Consider the following 19,654-nt stretch of genomic DNA (forward strand, 5'->3'; position numbering starts at 1 on the left):
CGCTTCCTTTAATGTACTAAATAGCTCATAAACATCGTTGCTAATCCAAAATAAATTAAAATAGATGTAATATCATTCATTGTTGTAATAAATGGTCCAGATGCGACAGCTGGATCAATTTTTAATTTTTCCATTAGTAGTGGCACGAGTGAGCCCGCTAATGTTGCCACAAATAAGGAAGCCAAAATAGAAATCCCTACAAGAAAGCCAAGAAATAGTTCTCCTTTCCACACATAGACTACAACAGAAACAAGTACGCCACAAATAGATCCTGTAATTAGTCCAGTTCCTGCTTCTCTCATAATTAGCTTCATCTTGCTCATTTCTTGTAGCTCACCAGTCGCCAGCCCACGAACTGCGACAGCCAAAGATTGAGTTCCTGAATTACCAGCCATGCCTGCGATAAGCGGGATAAACACAGCTAGTATTGATACTTTACTTAATGTATCTTCAAAACGACCAATTAGACTAGCCGTAAACATTCCTAAGAACAGTAAAATAATCAACCATGGTAGACGTTTTTTCGCGGCAGTAAAAGGACTCTTGTCCATCGTATCCATATCAGATACACCCGCTAACTTGGAATAGTCATCGGAAGCTTCTTCGTCAATAACATCGATAATATCATCAAAGGTAATGATACCTAGTAAGTGATTTTGAAAATCTACTACTGGAAGAGCCAAAAGGTCATAATCACGCATTTGTCTTGCTGCGTCTTCTTGATCTGCTCCAACTGAAATCGAAATAATTCTATTGTACATAATTTCTGATATCATCGTATCATCGCTATTAATGATTAGATCCCTCAATGATAAAACCCCAACAAGCCGACTTTCATCATCCAGCACATAAACATAATAAATAGTCTCTGCTTTTTGCGCTTCATATTTTAGAATATACATCGCAGATCGGACCGTTTGATTTTGCGAAATTGCAACAAAGTCAGTTGTCATAATACTTCCTGCGGTAGATTCCTCATAATGTAGCAACCCTTTGATTTCATGGGCAGATTCTTTTTCCATTATCGTTAAATAACTTGCAGCTTGATCTTTTCCTAAAGTATTTAAGACGTCTACAGCGTTATCAGTATACATATTAGCTAGTGTGTCAGCTGCATATTTCGGCTCCATTGCTGCCAATATTTCCTCGTATTCTGCATCATCAATGTCAAGTACTTCAAAAAAAGTAGCCAATTCAGTCGGAGATAGATAATGATATATTTTTATTCGATTTTCTAATTCCAATTTAGAGAAAAATTGTGCTTGGTCATATGGATGTAATTTCATAAATTCTTTGCGAAAAGCTTGCAGTTTATTCTCTGCCATACATTCAAGCAATATTTCATCATCTAAGTTTTCGTTATCATCAAGTTTGTATTCCATCGAAGTCCCTCCTTACCTACTGTATTTATACATCCTATCAAATCTCTATTCATTTGTCGCATAATTAGGGCATAATGAAACAATGGCTTAATCGTACATAATGCATGTATGAAATATCCATGATAATTATAATATAAAACTTTAAAATAGGTGATCAAAAATGAAATTAGATATTATTGGTGATGTGCATGGTTGCTTGGGCGAATTTAAAATTCTAACACAAAAACTTGGTTATTCATGGGAGAGTGGAATACCTCTTCATGATGCGAAAAGATCCCTCTGTTTTGTCGGTGATGTTACAGACAGAGGACCAGACTCGCTGGGAATGATAGAGATTGTTTGGAAGCTTTGGAAAAAAGGTTGTGCCTATTATGTTCCTGGAAATCATTGTGATAAATTATACAGATATTTAATTGGTAGAAATGTCCAAATTTCACATGGACTTGAGACTACTGTTGCAGAGTTAAAAGAACTTCCTGTTAAAAAAGCCAATCTTTATAAAAAAATGTTCATTGAGCTATTTGAGGGCTCACTACTTTATCAAATACTTGATGATGGGAAGCTTGTCATTGCGCATGCTGGCATCCGAGCAGATTATATAGGCAAATATAATAAACAAGTTAAGACCTTTGTCCTTTACGGAGATATTTCAGGTGAAACCCATGCAAACGGGATGCCTGTTCGTAAAGATTGGGCACAAAAGTATCATGGTAAGCCATTTATCGTTTATGGCCATACACCTGTTCAAGAACCCCGTTTAATTGGCAATACAATCAATATCGATACTGGTGCCGTCTTCGGAGGCAAACTTACTGGTTTCAAATATCCAGAAATGGAGACCATATCTATTCCCTCCACGATGCCTTACATAGAAGGTAAATTCAGTAACTTTGATTAACGGCTATTTAACACTAGGAAGGACACCTCTTATATACCGTGTACCTCAGTAACTGATTTAGGTTGGGTTGGAGCTATCTAAATAAACTCAAAAATGTATCAAAAGAGCAATGTGATTATAGTAGAAATCCACAGCAGGGGTTAACATGACTTATAAATAAAAAAGAGCATCCAAAAAGCCAACTATCGTGACTTCTCGGACGCTCCATTTAGATCATCCTTTTCATATCGGATGGAAGAGTTGATTTAAACACGCATTCTTTTTTTGTAAAAGGATGTTTAAATTGTAATTGACTGCAATGAAGGGCTTGTCGCTCTATCGTTGTTAGATCACCGCCATATAGGTCATCTCCAAGCAATGGATGCCCTAAATCATTCATATGTACTCTAATTTGATGTGTTCGACCAGTTTCCAACTGTAATTTCAGATGCGCAAAGTCACTATATTGGTGGATGAGCTCGAAGTGAGTAATAGCCTTTTTTCCATCCTGCCTCACTTCCCTTTCAATAATACTTCCAGGCTTTCTACCTATTGGCGCATTTATCGTTCCTGCTGTCTTTTGCATCTGTCCTACCACAAACGATTCATACGTTCTGTTAATAGTATGAACACGTTGCATTAAACTAAATAAATGATGGGCATGTCGGTGTTTGGCTATTAACATTAACCCCGAGGTATTACGATCAAGTCTTGTAACGATATGGACTGCCGATTCTACTCCTGTTTGTTCATAATAATAAACGAGCGCATTTGCTATACTTCCCGTCGGATGCTGTTTAGATGGGATTGAGTTCATATTAGCCGGCTTATTAACTACCACCATGTCTCGATCTTCATAAACGATAGCAAGCTCTATTGGCTCCCCCTTAAGATGAACACTCGATTCTTCTGGAGGAAAAGAAACTTCTAGGACATCTGATGCCTTGAGCTCATAGCGTACGGTTTGCTCCTCACCATTCACTTTAATCATTCCTCCAGCGAATTTAATATCTGCTAAAGCTCTTCTTGAAATCCCTTCTTCTGCTAAGAAGTTTTTAATATCCTTTTTCATCACCGCATTTTCTATCTGCCACTTAAGTGAAAATCTTCTCATTTTTATTTACCATCTGAGATGAACGAGTCGCTTACTCGTTTCCAGAAAGGAAAAGGTCTAAATCTCGCAAATCTTACCTTTTCTTTCGCCACACGATATTGAATCGACTTCACATCTCGATGCATAACAGTCAAATGATCTATCGTCACGTGAAAGTCATATGCTTTTACAGGCTTCAAGGTTAATGTGTGATGCTCAGGTAAAATTAAAGGTGAACCGACTGTCCGAAACACTCGATTATTTATAGATGCCATTTCAGCGAGCTGGATTGCATGAATAGATGGATGAATAATTGCACCACCTAAAGCTTTATTATAGGCTGTGCTTCCAGAAGGAGTAGAAACACATAGACCATCACCACGAAACCTCTCAAAATGTTCATCGCGTATTTCCACATCCATCACAAGTGTGCCTACTAGACTTTTTACCGTTGATTCATTGAGACCTAGATATCTTGTTTCCTTTCCACCATGGCGATAGCGGATAATGATATCTAAGAGCGGATATTCTATAACTTGATATGGCATTTTGGCAATAGCGATAACTAATTTTTCAATTTCGTTAGGCAACCAATCGGCATAAAATCCAAGATGTCCTGTATGTACCCCAACAAACGCTGTTTTATCCAACCTAGAACTATAACGGTGAAATGCATATAATAAAGTTCCATCTCCACCAACTGAAATTACAATATCCGGTTGTTCCTCATCATATACAAGTTCAAAATCTTGTAAGTAAGTGCTCATTTTTTGCTTGAGAGCATTAGAAGTTGGATCACCCTTTGATGTAATTGCAAACTTCAATTTTCTCACCCTTTCTCATTGATCTAATTTAGATCTAATTCAATTATTTTTTTCATCTCTTTTATTATCAGATTTTTTACTTTTTGAAAAATACGCTTGTGCTTCTTGAATTTCTTCCCTGATCTGCGACATTTCCTCGTCTAATTGAAAGGCTGCCTCTGCAGCGCCTAGTAACCTCGCTTGAATTTCTTCCGGAAATTGACCTTGGTATTTATAGTTGAGGGAATGTTCTACCGTAGCCCAAAAATTCATCGCTAATGTGCGGATTTGAATTTCAGCTAGAACTTTTTTCTCCCCATGGATAGTTTGAACAGGATATTCGATGACAACATGGTACGAGCGATAACCACTAGGTTTTCTGTGAAAAATATAATTTCTTTCCTCAACAATTTGAAAGTCATTTCTTTTTCTTAACATTTGTACAACAGTATCAATATCATCAACAAATTGACACATCATTCTTAGACCGGCTATATCTTGAATCTCTGATGCAATATTTTCTATTGGAATCTTTTTTATATAAGCCTTTTCCAAGATACTCGATATTGGTTTTACCCGACCAGTTACGAATTCAATCGGTGAATGAACATGTTCTTGTTCAAATTGGCCTCTCATGCCTTTTAACTTAATTTTCAATTCTTCAATAGCTTGTTTATATGGAGTTAGAAATTGGTCCCAATTTTTCAACTTTTGGTCACCTCTTATTTATTTAGTGAGGGTGTAATTTTTTCATCCTCCTTATTTTAGCATAAAGCGGCAGTTCATACAGTTTAGCGTCCTAAACATGTAAAGATATTGTTGAACTCTTGATATATTAAGGTAATACTAGGAGAAAGAAACTATATATAGAAAGGATAATTTAAATGACCAAAAACATAGAAATTGAATTTAAAAATATTGTCTCAGAAACTGACTTTCATTTGATCACACAAACCTTTCAAATTAAAAATGATCAATTTTTCACTCAAACAAATCATTATTTTGATACATCGGATTTTTCATTAAAACAAGCTGGTGCTGCTTTGCGAGTAAGAGAGCTTCCGCTCAGTTTTGAATTTACTTTAAAAATGCCAGCTAAAATTGGTCTTCTAGAAGTGAATCAAAATCTATCTAATGAAGAAGCAAGTTTATTAAGAACGAGCTCCCAAATTCCTAATGGTGAAGTGATGATTGAATTAATTAAAATGAATATCAACATGGAAGATATTCAGTATTTTGGTTCTCTAACAACTAATCGTGCCGAAATAAAATATAAAGATGGATTATTGGTTTTTGATCACAGCTTCTATCTAAACAAAGAAGATTTTGAAATTGAATATGAAGTTGCAGATTGGTCTAAAGGAAAAATAAATTTTGAACAATTGATGAGCGAATTAAACATTCCTATACTATCTGCCGATAATAAAATTGAAAGATTTTATTCTGCAAAAAAGATGAGCACAACAAAAGTCATTGATTAGATATTTATTTTTCCTTAAAGGATGGTTTTATATGAATACATTAGGGCAATTAAAAACATTGCTTGATATCCAGGCTTTGAGAGGTTTTACTGATCACTCTTTAAATCCAGCCCAGAATACCGGAACATCATCTTTTGAAGAGCTACTCCAAAAGTCCTTGATCGAATCGGATAAAGCTGGAGAAATTTCAGCTTTTACAGCTAACTCATTGGGAGCAGTTTACAATATGTCCCATTTATTACAATCTCAAATTCCACCTGTCAATCACACAGGAATAGCTGAAAAAATAGACATTCCAATTAACAAAGAAATTTCTGGTCAAACGAAACCATTAGCTTCTAATATTGAAGCAATCATTAATAAAGCGGCAGATAAATATAATCTTCCTGCTAAATTGATTAAATCAATTATTAAACACGAATCCAACTTTAATCCCTCTGTCGTAAGTCACGCTGGAGCTACCGGATTAATGCAGCTTATGCCTAGAACTGCTCAAGGCCTAGGTGTTACAAATATATTGGATCCCGAGCAAAATGTCATGGGAGGAAGTAAATACCTTCGTAATATGCTCGACCAATATAATGGCGATTTAAAACTCGCTTTAGCTGCTTACAATGCAGGGCCGGGTAATGTAAACAAATATGGTGGTATCCCGCCCTTTAAAGAAACACAAGCCTATGTCCAAAAAGTAACTAGCACTTTTTATAGTTAACCTACCCTGTAGAATGTACAGGGTATTTTTTTCACCTATTGCATAAGCTAGTTATGTAGTTCGATTTATTTGAGTTATATTGAACCGCTTGTTACAATGAATTTATTATTTCATGATAAAGGAGCGATTCATATGGTAGAGAAACGTGCCACGCCGTATGACGCAATTGGGGCAGAAACACTTTCTATGCTCGTGGATGCTTTTTATTCCCGGGTTGGAAAACATCCTGACTTAATACCTATTTTCCCTGATGATTTATCAGATGTTGCTAGAAAGCAAAAACAATTTTTAACACAATATTTGGGTGGCCCCCCACTTTATACTGAGGAACACGGTCATCCAATGATGCGTGCACGACATTTGCCTCATATAATTACACCACAGCGTGCAAAAGCTTGGCTTACATGTATGAGTCAAGCAATGGATGAAGTTGGTCTTGAAGACATGTTTAGAGAACAGTTTTTTGCTCGACTGGCTTTAACAGCTAAACATATGGTGAATACACCTAACGAAATAAAAGGTGAAGAACAGTGATGGAGCAACATACTTCTAATATGCAAAATTCATTTCAAGAGAACAACAGACCATTAGAAATTTATTTATTCATCGATCCATTTTGTACTGATTGTTGGTCACTTGCACCTTTGATAAAAAAGTTACAACTTGAATACGGAGATTATTTTACACTTAAATATGTTTTATGTGGTCAACTTGCTGCATTAAATAGTAAGAGACCTCTCGATTTTGCTAATTTTCCTCGGTTGAAACAACAAGCAGGAAATAGAAGAATTCCGCTTCAAGTTTCATCAGGTTTTGACCAAGAAACATTCACACCTCATTTAGCAGCACTTAGTATCAAAGCTGCTGAATTGCAAGGAAAACGAGCAGGAACAAAATTTATCCATAGACTACAAGAGCTTTTCTTCATGGAAAATGCAGATATTAGTGATATCAATATCATTCAGCAATGTGCTAAGTATGTGGATCTTGATATGGAAGAATTTATTCGAGATATTTATTCAGTAAGCGCAGCAAAGGCTTTTCAATGTGATTTAAAAATCTCTTTAGAAATGGAAGTTACTGAAATGCCTTCATTGGTTTTTTTCAATGAGAATATTGAAGATGAAGGATTAAAAGTAACTGGCCTTTATTCTTACAGTATATATGTGCAAATTCTAACCGAGATGTTGGAAGGATACCCAAGCCCATCTGAAATGCCTTCATTAGAGTTATTTTTAACAAAAAATCCAATCATCGCAGTAAATGATCTTGCACTTATATACGATCAGCCTGTAAAACAAATGGAACGGCAAATGAAAAAATTACAGCTACAACAAAAAGTAAAAAAAATTCGCGCTAAAAATGGTATATTTTGGAAGTATATTGCAAATTCAATGTAAATAGAAAGACGTATGATTAACATCCTCAGTTAATCATACGTCTTTAGCTTTTTTAACTATCCACCCTTTCATATTTAATACCTATTAAACATAATAATAAGATTAACGTAATAATCAATTCCAAACACTGAATTAATTTCTACAACTGATTATTTAAGAAAGGATGTTAATTTTGAAAAGATTTGCTGCTCTGTTTTTTATTATTACTATTTTCTTTTCATTTTGTTTAAATATTTTAGGTTTAATGAATCTATTCCCCCTCTATTTATCTTCCCCTCTTCTCTTTTTAACTTTTTTCGGATTCTTATTCACCATGAATAATAGAAATAAATTTAGAGGGTTTCGTTAGTACAGTAGAATGCTCTATCTAGAGGGTCAAGCATATGGAAAGATATTTAAATCAGTCTTTATCTTGTTCGGCCACCTTAAAATCGCACATCTTATAGTGCCGATGGCCTTAGTCCAATCTGTTTGTCAGGACTAGACATGGCTATTTTTAAAAGTTAATCTACAAAAAATATATTCTATCTTAAAAAGCCGCCTCCCATATATTTGGAGACGGCTTTTTCCGTTTACTTTATAACTTACAAATATTTACTCTGATAATAATTGTTCCATTTCATCTAGCTTTGCTTCAAATACTTTACAAGCTGCCTCAATTGGCTCTGCCGTAGTCATATCGACTCCAGCTTTTTTCAGCACTTCAATAGGGTAATCAGAGCTTCCAGCTTTTAGGAAGTCCAAGTAACGTTCTACAGCAGGCTCCCCTTCTTCAAGTATTTGCTTAGAAAGTGCCGCTGCTGCACTAAAGCCCGTAGCATACTGATACACATAATAATTATAATAAAAATGGGGAATCCTCGACCATTCAAGACCAATTTCTTCATCAATATGAATATCTTCTTCTCCAAAATATTTTTTATTTAATGCATAGTATTCTTTCGTTAGTAGATCGGCAGTCAATGCTTCTCCTTGCTGGGCCTTTTGATGGATTAAATGTTCAAACTCAGCAAACATCGTCTGTCTAAATACAGTTCCCCTAAAGCCTTCTAAATAATTATTGATTAAATATAATCTCTTTTGCTTGTCTTCCGTTTCATTCAACAGATAATCACCTAATAATGCCTCATTACATGTCGAAGCTACTTCAGCCACGAAAATAGAATAGTTGCCATACGGATATGGCTGAGATTTTCTAGTGTAATAACTATGAGCACTATGGCCAAATTCATGTGCCAGTGTAAATAGATTATTTACATTATCCTGCCAGTTCATTAATATATATGGATTTGTTCCATATGTACCTGAAGAATATGCACCGCTTCGTTTCCCTTTGTTTTCAACAACATCTACCCAACGATTATCTAAGCCTTCCTTAATCGTATGAATATAATCTTCTCCTAAAGGAGCTAATCCATTAACCATTAATTCCTTCGCTTCATCATATGATATTTCCATTTCTACATCTTGAATTAATGGCGTATAAAGGTCATACATATGAAGTTTATCAACGCCCAGTAATTTTTTACGTAACTTTACGTAACGCTGCAATAAATGTAAGTTTTTATTAATTGTTTCCACAAGTGTATCATAAACTGTCTCTGGTATATTGTTAGCTGCAAGTGCAGCTGCTCTGGCTGAAGAATAATTTCTTGTTTTCGCATAAAAGTTATCTTTTTTTACTGCACCACCTAATGTGCTAGAAAGTGTATTTTTATATTTCCCATAAGTTTCATATACTTTTTCAAATGCCTCTTTCCGTACTCTGCGATCTTGGCTTTCAAGAAAGCGAATATAATTACCGTGAGAAATTTGAACTTCTTCGCCATTCTCATCTTTCATTACTGGAAACTCCATATCCGCGTTATTAAGCATACCAAATGTTGTACTAGACGAGCTTAGCACCTCTGAGGCTTCCGCAAGCATCGCTTCTTGTTCAGCTGATAAAACATGACCACGTTGAAGATTGATTTCCTCTAACACTTGACGATAAAGCTGAAGTTCTTTATTCTCTGTTAAAAATTGAGCTATTTCCCTTTCATCCATTGCTAATATCTCGGGCACTACATAAGAAAATGCACTTGCAACTTGCGAATATAAACTTTCGGCACGCGCATTTAACCCCTGATAATGAGCGTTCCCTGTATCTTGGTCATAGCGCATATGTGCGTATGTATATAACTTACCCATTCGTTCAGACACATGAGATTGATATTGCAATACTTCAAATAATTTATCTGAACTTTCATGTAATTGCCCCCTATATTGGGTTGCTTGATTTAAACTATCTTTTATACCTTCATATTCTTTTTCCCATAATTCATCTGTTGCGAAGATATCCTCTAATTTCCAAGTTAATTCCTCTGCGATCTCCGATCTAGCTGGTAATGTTTTTACATTTGTATTATTTGTCATATCCATCCTCCATTCAAGTAATTCCATATATTCATTCGGCTGACGAGACTTTATTCGTATATTATAACTAATTCTCCTTTTCTTTCACAAATCCTGCTTTCCAAATAATAAACAATCAACTTGGTTATATTCCGAATTATCCATCGTATTATACCCCCACTTCTCGTACATGGACTCTTCTAATTCAGCAATTTTCTCCTGTGTTTTTGGTACAGGTATTTGTTTAAGTAACTCAAATAAGTCTTCTCCTATTTTCAAAAAATATTCTAATTCGGTTAAAGATATAAAGAAGTGTTCTACAGTTGTTTCCCAATTAGTATTGGTTTGCATTGGAAATGTTCTGATTAAAATATTTCCATGATTAATTCTATTTCTAACTCTTTGATTTACATATTTCAAAGAAATCTTTTGCCCTACTTTTAATTTTAATATGCAATCTTGATAAATATAAAATTGCCATTCGCACGGATGTGAATAGAAATTTTCCATATGCTTTGTAGGGATTCCGCATATAGTCGGTAGTAAAAAAGGATTCTCCCCCGCAGTATAAACGGCTTTTAAAAAAAGATCATTTTGTAATGTTCCAAACCTAACTTTATTAGCAATCCATTGATATTTTTCTTTTAACCAGATTGCACTACTTATGTTATTGGGCTTAGAACGTATGTTGAAAGGTAGGGTGAGGTTCTTTAACTTGAGGGAATACAAAGTGGCATAAACTTTTCTCGTTGTAATCGGGATAATTCCACCGAGTATATACAATGTTTTATTTTTGGGGTAATAACTTAATATGGATAGTCCAATATTATTTCTTACCATCGCTAAAGAAAAATGGAAGTCGGTCAATTCATATATAGAACCATACCTTTTATGATATGGTAGTCCACCGTAAATCCATATTGTCTTAATACCTTTAGAAATATAGCCGCTTGTCCTATTTGTTAATATTTTTCGGGAAATGACAGAGCATTGAAATTCAATTGCATACTTATTTGTTTTGTAGGCCACAAGTAAGTCTGGCCTTTGTCGAAGATCCTTTAGATAATATTCGAGATGCGTTTCCAAACCTTTATTTGAGAAGAAGTACTGGAGATCTTTCTTACCTTTTAAATGTTGCTCACTTTCAGGATCAGAAAAGGAAGTAGTACACATGGAGTTCTTTTTGTGAGAAAAATGCGTGACTCGAATGTTTCCAGCTTTAATAATTAGGGGTTCCATACACTGAGGACAATAAAAGGATTTATTACTACGCATTCTCATTAGCGCTTTTTCTTCATAAGACTCAGCAAGTGATATTATATCACCGAGTTCATTTAAAGCCGTTAACAATTTATGCACTCCTTCAGCAAGTTTTTATAATTATCTGTAAGAAAAAAAACCGATTTCAAAGAAGAAATCGGTTTTCAATTAAAATATTGTTCAATGGTAGAAAAAACATTTTCATCTATAATTTCTTTTCCATATTCCTTAAGACGATGAATAGTAAAATTACTTTCAAAGCCATATTCCAACGGAAGGCTTAAAGCATCCTCGATTTTATCTTCATCATATAATTCCTCAGGAAAATGTAGATACACATAATATTTACTTTCATAATGATAAAGCTTCGTTTCTACATTTTCTAACTGTTGCGTTTTGGCAAGTTCAAGAATATCTTCAAACTCTTTAAATGCAAGTATAAATTCAAACTGGTCTACAGTTGTATCATAGCTCTTGATTTGAAATTGTTGATCAAGGAATTCTTCCATTTTCGCGTCTATAGGTAAATCCTTTAACTTATCCTCAGGTATTGGAAGTTCTAATTTATTACCGTCTTTAGAAATTTGGGCTTTTGTTACGAGAATTTCTAATCCTTTGTCCAACGCCTGAATTTGTATCCACAACGGACCTTCTGGAACAAATTCGTCCTCTTGGTGAACCTCATCTAACATTTCCCAGAATAGCTCTTCGCCACGCTCCCGGTTGTACCAAATTTCTTCTCGGTCAAAGCCCCGTTCTTCAATATCTATATAGGATATATAAAACTTTATTGTATTTTCATTAATTCTTTCAATTTCCATAAAGCAACTCTCCCTTCTATATTAGGGTGGTGAAGGGATCATCATCCCGTACAAGACAAAAGTATATGTGATGCCTAGACTTCCCTTGTACTATTATATTATGATAAGCTACCCCAAAATGGAAACAAAACATACTACCATTTTTAAAATCCTCTATTGCCTATCAGTTTATAGGTTTTATTATCAAATATTGATACATCTATTTACATCGCTAAACGAGTCTGATCACTAGCTGCAACGTCTATCGACTAGCAGACTTCAGGACTTCTCCCTAGGATAAGCCACATCGGTTCGCCTTGCAGCAGACTTACCAAGTTCCCATTATCTTGGAGTGACCAACATCATAGGGTCTATTTTGTACATCGATAACCAAGGAGCTTATGCTTTTCTAATGATGCGATCATTTTATCGAATAATTAGTTGAAAATCAAGGCAATTTTCTAATAATTTATCTTTTACGTAAAATGCCTTCATACAATTAATAAAAGTATGAAGGCATTTCTGTTTAATTTACCATTTTTTGAGCTTCTCTTAATTGATACGTTCTTACTTTTCGTGGTAAGAATCGTCTGATTTCATCCTCATTATAACCGACTTGCAGGCGCTTCTCGTCCATAATAATTGGTCTTCTGAGCAATCCTGGATTCTTTTGAATGAGATCGAACAGTTGTTGAAGTGGTAATGACTCCAAATCAATATTTAGCTTTTGAAAGATTTTAGAACGAGTAGATATAATTTCATCTGTTCCATCTTCTGTCATCCGTAAGATTTCCTTTATTTCTTCTAAACTGAGTGGCTCTGAAAAAATATTTCTTTCCTTGTAAGGGATATTTTGTTCCTCAAGCCATGTTCTGGCTTTCCGGCATGATGTGCAACTAGGTGAAGTGTACAATGTTACCATAATGCTATTCACACTCCTCATATTTTAATTATTTATTTTATTAAAATCGATGGAACATCAGTAAATTTATTTTTAAAGATCCGATGTTTTAAGCTGTAATACTGAATTAGTCACTTTTAAACAAATTAAATGAAACAATCTATACTATGTATTATACACTAAATACTGCGTAATGAATAGGTTATTTTGCGATGTTCACGAACTGTTACCATCTTGTAGTAGGATACTGTTATAGTAAGTGTATGTTCTTATTTTACCACTATTGCATATAAGATAAACCCCCCATTTATATTTCTTTTGTTGATTTTGATATTTTGTCCTTATTTTAGATTTTCATTCAAAAAAGGGAAACATCAGATGTTTCCCTTTTTCCCTTATGCTATAATAATTAATCTTTCCCCGGTGTATAATCAACATTTGGTGAATATTTATTACCTGCATTCCAAAGTAAATATTCTGTAATCCCTTCGTCGTATAAAGCCCGAATTTGTGCTTCTACTTCCGCTTTTCCGTAGACTAAATAATTACCACTGCCAAGATAGGATGCCGTGAAATCTTGCAACCAAGGACGTGAAATTGGTGCATCCTTAAGTTCAGCAAGTTTCGCGTTCTCCACTTTAGCATATTCTCTAACTAGTTTATAAGGCTCTAAATCTGGTTTGGCAATCCCGAAATATGAAGTCCAATGGCTAGGATAAATCATCGAAGAAATTACATCAACATTTTCGGAAATTTTAGAGAAGTTTTGTCCAATACCAGGTGCCTCTGGAAGTGTAGCTGTATAACCAAATATATCTACAGATACTTTAACGCCATATGGTTTCAGCTTTTCACGTGCATATTCGACAAAGTCTGTAACAGCATGCACTCGCTTCTGAACATTATCTTCGTCCATATCTTTATATTCTCCCATATCATAAACTAATTGATCATCTCGATTCTCAAAACCTTCTGGAAACCGCACATAGTCAAATTGGATCTCTTGAAAACCGAGTTTTGCAGCTTCAATTGCGAGATCCACATTATAATCCCACACTTCTTTTAGAAAGGGGTTTACAAACGATTCTCCTCGTCCATTTACCCATACCTTTTCGCCATCAAGAAACGATAAGTCTGGTCGTTCTTTTGGCAAGGTGGAATCCTTGAACACTACTATTCTACCAATCGGATAAATCTCTTTTTCTTCCATCACTTTTAACATTGCTTTAGGATCTTTAATAAAGTTTTGTCCAATATTGGCATATGGAGAATCCTTTGGAAGCTTATATGTAATATTTCCCCAATCATCTTTAATATCTATGACCATTGCATTTAAATCAGTTGTATCCATTAATTTTACTAATTCATCGAATCGGTTCCCCCCAGCTGAGTGACCTGTTACATAGATTCCGCGCACCGCATCAGGGTATTTAAAATTCAAACCCGAATCATATACAAATCGTGGGGATTGTATTGGACTCTCATTTACTTTCACTGCAATTTTCCTCATTCCAGGTAAGTTACTTTTATTATCTTCTTTTTCAGCTGCCGCTCCAGTTGGTAATTGCCATATTAACGCCACCGCGATTCCCGCAGTTGCGATCAATTTTTTCAAATTCAAAAATCATCTCTCCCTTTTGCATTTTTTGTCTTATTTTCAGCATATTCCGCGCTTCTTGTCTTTTTCTATTCTAACAAGGAATAGAGCAGATTGAAATTATTTTACCGTCTACTTCATTTAATTTTACTAATAGAAACCATCTAATGACCTTAACTTGCGTGTCATAATCGTAGCGGGTATAATATTTGTAACGATTTATTCGGTTACTGAAGCACCATGATGAAAGTAAATGTAAGCCGGCCTTATCAGGCACTTATATTGGTGTTTAGAATGAATTCATTCCTCCCTAGATTCGGGGATGGATGCTTTTTTACATTTTAAGGGGGCTTTAACTTAGATGAAGACGATTTTTTCTGGCATTCAGCCTAGTGGTGTTATTACATTAGGGAATTATGTAGGAGCTATTAAACAATTTGTTGAATTACAGAATGATTTTGATTGTTATTTCTGTGTAGTGGACCAACATGCGATTACAGTACCACAGGATCGGCTTGTTCTCAGGAAAAACATTCGAACATTGGCGGCACTATATATTGCTGCCGGACTCGATCACGAGAAATCAACATTGTTCATTCAATCAGAAGTACCAGCACATGCTCAGGCTGGCTGGATGTTACAGTGCATTGCATATATTGGTGAGTTAGAAAGAATGACTCAATTTAAAGATAAGTCTACCGGTAAAGATGCTGTTTCAGCTGGATTATTAACGTATCCACCATTGATGGCAGCTGACATTTTACTATACGGTGCTGATCTTGTCCCTGTTGGCGAAGATCAGAAGCAACATCTTGAGCTAACAAGAGATTTGGCTGAAAGATTCAATAATAAATATAACGATATTTTCACCATCCCAGAAGTAAGAATTCCAAAAATCGGTGCAAGGGTTATGTCATTGCAAGAGCCTACTAAGAAAATGAGTAAATCCGATGCAAATCAACGTGCTTTTATTACTTTACTTGATGATCCAAAACAAATTGAAAAGAAAATTAAAAGCGCTGTTACTGATTCAGAAGGCATTGTAAAATACGATCGTGAAAATAAGCCAGGTGTTTCGAACTTACTATCTATTTATTCAATTCTCGATAATAAAACGATAGAAGAAATTGAAGTTTACTATGACGGTAAAGGATACGGTGAATTTAAAACAGACTTGGCTGAAGTAGTAGTAAATGCCTTGGCACCTATTCAAGAGCGTTGCAATAACTTACTTGAGTCCAAGGAGCTTGATGATATTCTTGATGCAGGAGCGGAAAAGGCCGCTTTCAAAGCGAATAAGATGCTTAAAAAAATGGAGAATGCTATGGGACTTGGTCGTAAAAAACGTTAAAAAAGAGACACGGATCCAAACTTATAGGTCTGGATCCGCGTCTTTTTTTATTGCTTATCAAAATATTGCATACAACTAATTTACTTTTGGATCACATTCCGTATCCCATAATTTTTCAAAAAAGGGCTGACCTTTTACAAGGCGCTCACACAATGTATCATGTTTTTCAGTCCAACCAGTTTTTGTTTCCTCATACAAGGCATTCCATACATCTTCAAATTCCATCGTCTGTATTTCCGCATACTTATTCGGATTCCATTCCGTGTACCAATACCTAACTGCCGGTGTATTTTTCGAGATATACAACTGATCCAACGCCATAAACAAGAGGTTTTTTAGTTGACGCTCTTTCCTAGTTAAACCGTACATTAACATAGGTTCTGGTGATAGGATATGATAGTCCTTTTCCGTATTCTCCTCTTTAAATTTATAGACACTTGGTTCATTTTTATCTGTCATTTCGTAAACGACCTGCTCCTGCCGAGGTATAAGTCTGCTTTTTCTGATGGGAATGGAATATCCAATTGTATCGACAGCAAGAATTCCTCTTCCATCTGTAATAACAAAACAATATTCTAGTTGTATTCTCTCATGATTTTTTCTTAAATAAGCTTTTTTAAATACATCATTCAATAAATCACGCGGCAGTTCGGCTAAATTATTTTCGATGTAATGAAAAAGAATCGGCTCAATCAATAAAAGCGGCACTTGATCAAGAAGCTCAATTACATCCTCACCCCTGCGCCATTCATGAAATTGGCAAACATTATAACCATTTTCTTCTCCTTCAAACCAATTCACCCATACATCATGAAGATATAGCATATTGAACCCCTCACTTCATAACTATTTGTCAATCAGTATAGGCATAGGACAGTTAAATTATTCCTTTCATTTTTAATAGCTATCATTTTGGGTCCGAATTGTATATTGCCACAGCCATTAAAATTATCCCAATTGGCAGAAGATAGCACTCTGGTCGATAAAAAATAAAACTCGCAAAATCATAAAAACTATGGCCAGTCGTTAATAAATTTAAATATGCAATAATACTTACTCCCCCAGAAACAGTAAGACCAAAACCAATTAAAAATATGATTGAAGTAAACAGCATTTCATTGCACATCCTGTTTGCTTGTCCTTTACTAATAAATATATGATTAATTAAAGTTATAAGACCAAAAATACCCTCTATCTTTGAGGGCATTCATTTAAATTCCTTTCCATCTATAAAACTGTTTTCAATCAGCAATTGATCCGATGAAATACGGAGTGATTCAGTGACAGTAAGCTTGTTATTATCAAGGTATCCATTCACGAGATTGACCCCTTGTGCATAACCCATCATTTGTGGAATTCTTTTTCGACCAAATAAAAGATCATCATGCATTCGATCTTTTTTCTTGAGCGTTAAATTTGGCTTATAATATCGCTGCCAATAATATCGCAATTCTCTTTCCGTAAATTTCTTTTGCCAACTCATCGAATATTCTTCACCACAATACAATAATGCAGTTTGTTCTGCCAACCCTTCAAATACAAGGGAATCAAGTAGTGTGTAATCTTCCGTACTTTTATTATTTCGGATCATTCTCGCAGCATGATGATATTCATGAATGAAAAGTGATTCCCAATACTTTTCATCTAGTGCCTCTGTTAAAAACAAAAAAATTTTATGAGGCATTGAAATTCCTGCCCGCCCTTTTAATCCATGTTTGAAAAAGGAATTAGCTTCATTCAATGGAAAAATATAAATATCCACTTTTGGACCTTGCCATTTTTTCCGATACAATTGATAATATTTATCTACTTTCTCCCAAACATTTTGCTTTTGTAACTTTTCAAACGTTTCCTTGGCTTTGTTTTCAGATTGATATATACCAAATTGTTTTAAATAATGATAAAAGTCTTCACTATCAGACACATCTGGCATAGCCCTTTGACACATTTTCACTGGATCTGCTATTTCAGCTTCAAGCCACTCGTTAGTAGCAATCACTGCCATTATCCCACCTCCCATGCCTTTATCATATTGTTCTCAATCTAGATGGTGCGGTTCCATTATTGTTCCTTTTTAGCATCGACTTTTTGTATATACTAGTGCTTATTAGCAACCATCTCAAAGTGAATTTTTTCAGAACCTCCGTCCTCACTGCGTATCAAGAGAATTCATTATTCTGATTGTGAGGTTATAATAGTTTTTTTTGTTTCAAATACAACATAAAAAAACACGGCCTATATTATATAGACCGTGTCACACACACATTACTCATATTTTTTGAAAGCAATAGTGGCATTATGCCCTCCGAAACCAAGTGAGTTACTTAGCACTGCTTTGACATCTGCTTTTCTTGCTCCATTCACAACATAATCTAAGTCACAGTCAGGATCAGCTGTTTCATAATTCATTGTAGGAGGCATTATGCTGTCCTTGATAGCCAGAACCGAGAAGATCGCTTCAACACCGCCAGCAGCACCTAGAAGATGCCCTGTCATAGATTTAGTTGAGCTTACTGCAAGTTTGTAAGCATGACTGCCAAACACTTCTTTAATTGCCATTGTTTCGTATTTATCATTATATGGCGTGCTTGTACCATGAGCGTTAATATAATCAATATCCTCAGGCTTAAGCCCACCGTCCTCAATCGCGATTGTCATCGCACGAGCCCCACCTTCACCACCAGGAGCCGGAGCAGTTATATGATGAGCATCCCCAGTTGAACCATAGCCCACTATTTCTGCATAAATCTTAGCTCCGCGTTGTAAGGCATGTTCTAGCTCTTCTAACACGACAATACCGGCACCTTCACCGATAACGAAGCCGTCACGATTTAAATCAAACGGTCTACTCGCTGTATGAGGATCTGGATTAGTTGTCAATGCCGTGTTAGCGCAGAAACCAGCAACTGCCATTTGTGTGATTGGCGCTTCAGCCCCACCAGCAATCATCGCTTCCGCATCACCTCGCTGAATCACTTTAAATGCATCACCAATCGAGTTTGTTCCAGTTGCACAAGCGGTAACAGTACAGGAGTTCACACCCTTAGCCCCTAAATAAATCGATACTTGACCTGCAGCCATATCTGGAATCATCATCGGAACAAAGAATGGACTTACCCGGCGATATCCCCTCTTTTGAAAAGTTTCAAATTGCTTCTCAAATGTTTCCATTCCGCCGATACCAGACCCAATCCAAACGCCAATCCGGTTTGCATTGTTCTCATCAATTTTTAAGTTAGCATCTTCTACTGCCATGAGTGCTGCTCCCACTGCATAGTGGGTAAACCTGTCCATTTTTCTAGCTTCTTTTTTCTCTATATACTTTTCTACATCGAAGTCTTTTATCTCAGCAGCAACTTTCGCCGAATATTGTTCAGGATCTAATCTTGTAAGTGGTCCTATACCAGATTTTCCAGCTAACACATTTTCCCAAGTAGTTGCCGCATTATTTCCAACTGGTGAAATAGCACCTATACCTGTTACTACTACTCTTTTCTTCATCTCATCCATCTCCTTTTTTCCTTCAAGAAGATTAAGGCTTACAAGAACTCGTGTAATCTGAATTTCTTTACCTAAGCTCAGCCATTGTTCCTTCTATTTTTT

The 19,654-nt window shown here is 35.6% G+C and carries 20 protein-coding genes; 7 read left to right on the plus strand and 13 right to left on the minus strand.

The window, feature by feature from the left end; translation table 11 throughout:
* Positions 1 to 8 precede the first annotated feature (8 nt).
* Positions 9 to 1,382, minus strand: a complete 1,374-nt coding sequence (gene mgtE, locus BLE01S_RS09815) for a magnesium transporter (protein ID WP_066140482.1) — start codon at positions 1,380 to 1,382, stop codon at positions 9 to 11.
* Between the two features lie 160 nt (positions 1,383 to 1,542).
* Here mgtE and prpE point away from each other — a divergent pair, with 160 nt between their 5' ends.
* On the plus strand, positions 1,543 to 2,280 hold the full coding sequence (gene prpE / locus BLE01S_RS09820; protein WP_066140485.1) for a bis(5'-nucleosyl)-tetraphosphatase PrpE: 738 nt from the start codon (positions 1,543 to 1,545) through the stop codon (positions 2,278 to 2,280).
* Between the two features lie 208 nt (positions 2,281 to 2,488).
* On the opposite strand, the gene BLE01S_RS09825 is transcribed toward prpE, so the two are convergent.
* The 3 genes from BLE01S_RS09825 to yjbM are packed head-to-tail and all read right to left on the minus strand — an operon-like array spanning position 2,489 to position 4,863.
* Complete coding sequence (locus tag BLE01S_RS09825; RefSeq protein ID WP_066140489.1) at positions 2,489 to 3,373, minus strand: RluA family pseudouridine synthase; 885 nt, start codon at positions 3,371 to 3,373, stop codon at positions 2,489 to 2,491.
* 2 nt (positions 3,374 to 3,375) lie between these two features.
* The gene (locus BLE01S_RS09830; RefSeq protein WP_066140490.1) at positions 3,376 to 4,176 is read right to left on the minus strand and encodes an NAD kinase; all 801 of its coding nucleotides are present in this window, start codon (positions 4,174 to 4,176) and stop codon (positions 3,376 to 3,378) included.
* A gap of 39 nt (positions 4,177 to 4,215) precedes the next feature.
* Entirely contained in the window at positions 4,216 to 4,863 is a 648-nt protein-coding gene (gene yjbM, locus BLE01S_RS09835; RefSeq protein WP_066140493.1) for a GTP diphosphokinase, read from the minus strand.
* Between the two features lie 176 nt (positions 4,864 to 5,039).
* Between yjbM and BLE01S_RS09840 the strand changes: the two genes are divergently transcribed.
* From BLE01S_RS09840 to BLE01S_RS21530, 5 genes are all read left to right on the plus strand, one after another.
* Positions 5,040 to 5,636 (plus strand): CYTH domain-containing protein, encoded by a 597-nt coding sequence (locus BLE01S_RS09840; protein WP_066140495.1) that lies wholly within the window; start codon positions 5,040 to 5,042, stop codon positions 5,634 to 5,636.
* Between the two features lie 31 nt (positions 5,637 to 5,667).
* A complete protein-coding gene (locus tag BLE01S_RS09845) occupies positions 5,668 to 6,348 on the plus strand; it encodes a lytic transglycosylase domain-containing protein (RefSeq protein ID WP_066140497.1) in 681 nt (226 codons plus the stop codon).
* A gap of 132 nt (positions 6,349 to 6,480) precedes the next feature.
* A complete protein-coding gene (locus BLE01S_RS09850) occupies positions 6,481 to 6,882 on the plus strand; it encodes a globin domain-containing protein (protein ID WP_066140500.1) in 402 nt (133 codons plus the stop codon).
* Positions 6,882 to 7,748: a ClpXP adapter SpxH family protein gene (locus tag BLE01S_RS09855; RefSeq protein ID WP_066140504.1), complete on the plus strand. Its 867-nt coding sequence runs from the start codon at positions 6,882 to 6,884 to the stop codon at positions 7,746 to 7,748. The genes BLE01S_RS09850 and BLE01S_RS09855 overlap by 1 nt, the downstream gene beginning before the upstream one ends.
* Before the next feature lie 163 nt (positions 7,749 to 7,911).
* Entirely contained in the window at positions 7,912 to 8,097 is a 186-nt protein-coding gene (locus tag BLE01S_RS21530) for a hypothetical protein (protein WP_082788640.1), read from the plus strand.
* A gap of 245 nt (positions 8,098 to 8,342) precedes the next feature.
* Here BLE01S_RS21530 and pepF read toward each other — a convergent pair whose 3' ends face one another.
* From pepF to BLE01S_RS09880, 5 genes are all read right to left on the minus strand, one after another.
* On the minus strand, positions 8,343 to 10,163 hold the full coding sequence (gene pepF, locus BLE01S_RS09860) for an oligoendopeptidase F (protein WP_066140507.1): 1,821 nt from the start codon (positions 10,161 to 10,163) through the stop codon (positions 8,343 to 8,345).
* Positions 10,164 to 10,247: 84 nt separating this feature from the next.
* Positions 10,248 to 11,492: a competence protein CoiA gene (locus BLE01S_RS09865; RefSeq protein WP_066140510.1), complete on the minus strand. Its 1,245-nt coding sequence runs from the start codon at positions 11,490 to 11,492 to the stop codon at positions 10,248 to 10,250.
* 74 nt (positions 11,493 to 11,566) lie between these two features.
* Entirely contained in the window at positions 11,567 to 12,223 is a 657-nt protein-coding gene (mecA, locus tag BLE01S_RS09870) for an adaptor protein MecA (protein WP_066140513.1), read from the minus strand.
* Between the two features lie 505 nt (positions 12,224 to 12,728).
* Positions 12,729 to 13,124, minus strand: a complete 396-nt coding sequence (spxA, locus tag BLE01S_RS09875; RefSeq protein ID WP_066140516.1) for a transcriptional regulator SpxA — start codon at positions 13,122 to 13,124, stop codon at positions 12,729 to 12,731.
* Between the two features lie 388 nt (positions 13,125 to 13,512).
* Positions 13,513 to 14,724, minus strand: coding sequence for a putative glycoside hydrolase (locus tag BLE01S_RS09880; protein ID WP_066140519.1), 1,212 nt, complete (start codon positions 14,722 to 14,724; stop codon positions 13,513 to 13,515).
* A gap of 337 nt (positions 14,725 to 15,061) precedes the next feature.
* Between BLE01S_RS09880 and trpS the strand changes: the two genes are divergently transcribed.
* On the plus strand, positions 15,062 to 16,051 hold the full coding sequence (gene trpS, locus BLE01S_RS09885; protein ID WP_066140522.1) for a tryptophan--tRNA ligase: 990 nt from the start codon (positions 15,062 to 15,064) through the stop codon (positions 16,049 to 16,051).
* A gap of 75 nt (positions 16,052 to 16,126) precedes the next feature.
* Here the strand turns inward: trpS and BLE01S_RS09890 are convergent, their stop codons facing one another.
* The 4 genes from BLE01S_RS09890 to fabF form a co-directional block, all read right to left on the minus strand.
* The gene (locus BLE01S_RS09890) at positions 16,127 to 16,876 is read right to left on the minus strand and encodes a YjbA family protein (protein ID WP_066140525.1); all 750 of its coding nucleotides are present in this window, start codon (positions 16,874 to 16,876) and stop codon (positions 16,127 to 16,129) included.
* A gap of 82 nt (positions 16,877 to 16,958) precedes the next feature.
* Positions 16,959 to 17,165 (minus strand): YuzI family membrane protein, encoded by a 207-nt coding sequence (locus BLE01S_RS09895; RefSeq protein WP_066141091.1) that lies wholly within the window; start codon positions 17,163 to 17,165, stop codon positions 16,959 to 16,961.
* Between the two features lie 93 nt (positions 17,166 to 17,258).
* Positions 17,259 to 18,056, minus strand: coding sequence for a DUF2268 domain-containing putative Zn-dependent protease (locus BLE01S_RS09900; protein ID WP_066140527.1), 798 nt, complete (start codon positions 18,054 to 18,056; stop codon positions 17,259 to 17,261).
* Positions 18,057 to 18,316: 260 nt separating this feature from the next.
* A complete protein-coding gene (fabF, locus tag BLE01S_RS09905; protein ID WP_066140531.1) occupies positions 18,317 to 19,552 on the minus strand; it encodes a beta-ketoacyl-ACP synthase II in 1,236 nt (411 codons plus the stop codon).
* Positions 19,553 to 19,654: the final 102 nt, after the last annotated feature.

Source organism: Lederbergia lenta NBRC 16444, from assembly GCF_001591545.1.
GTDB lineage: Bacteria > Bacillota > Bacilli > Bacillales > Bacillaceae_C > Lederbergia > Lederbergia lenta.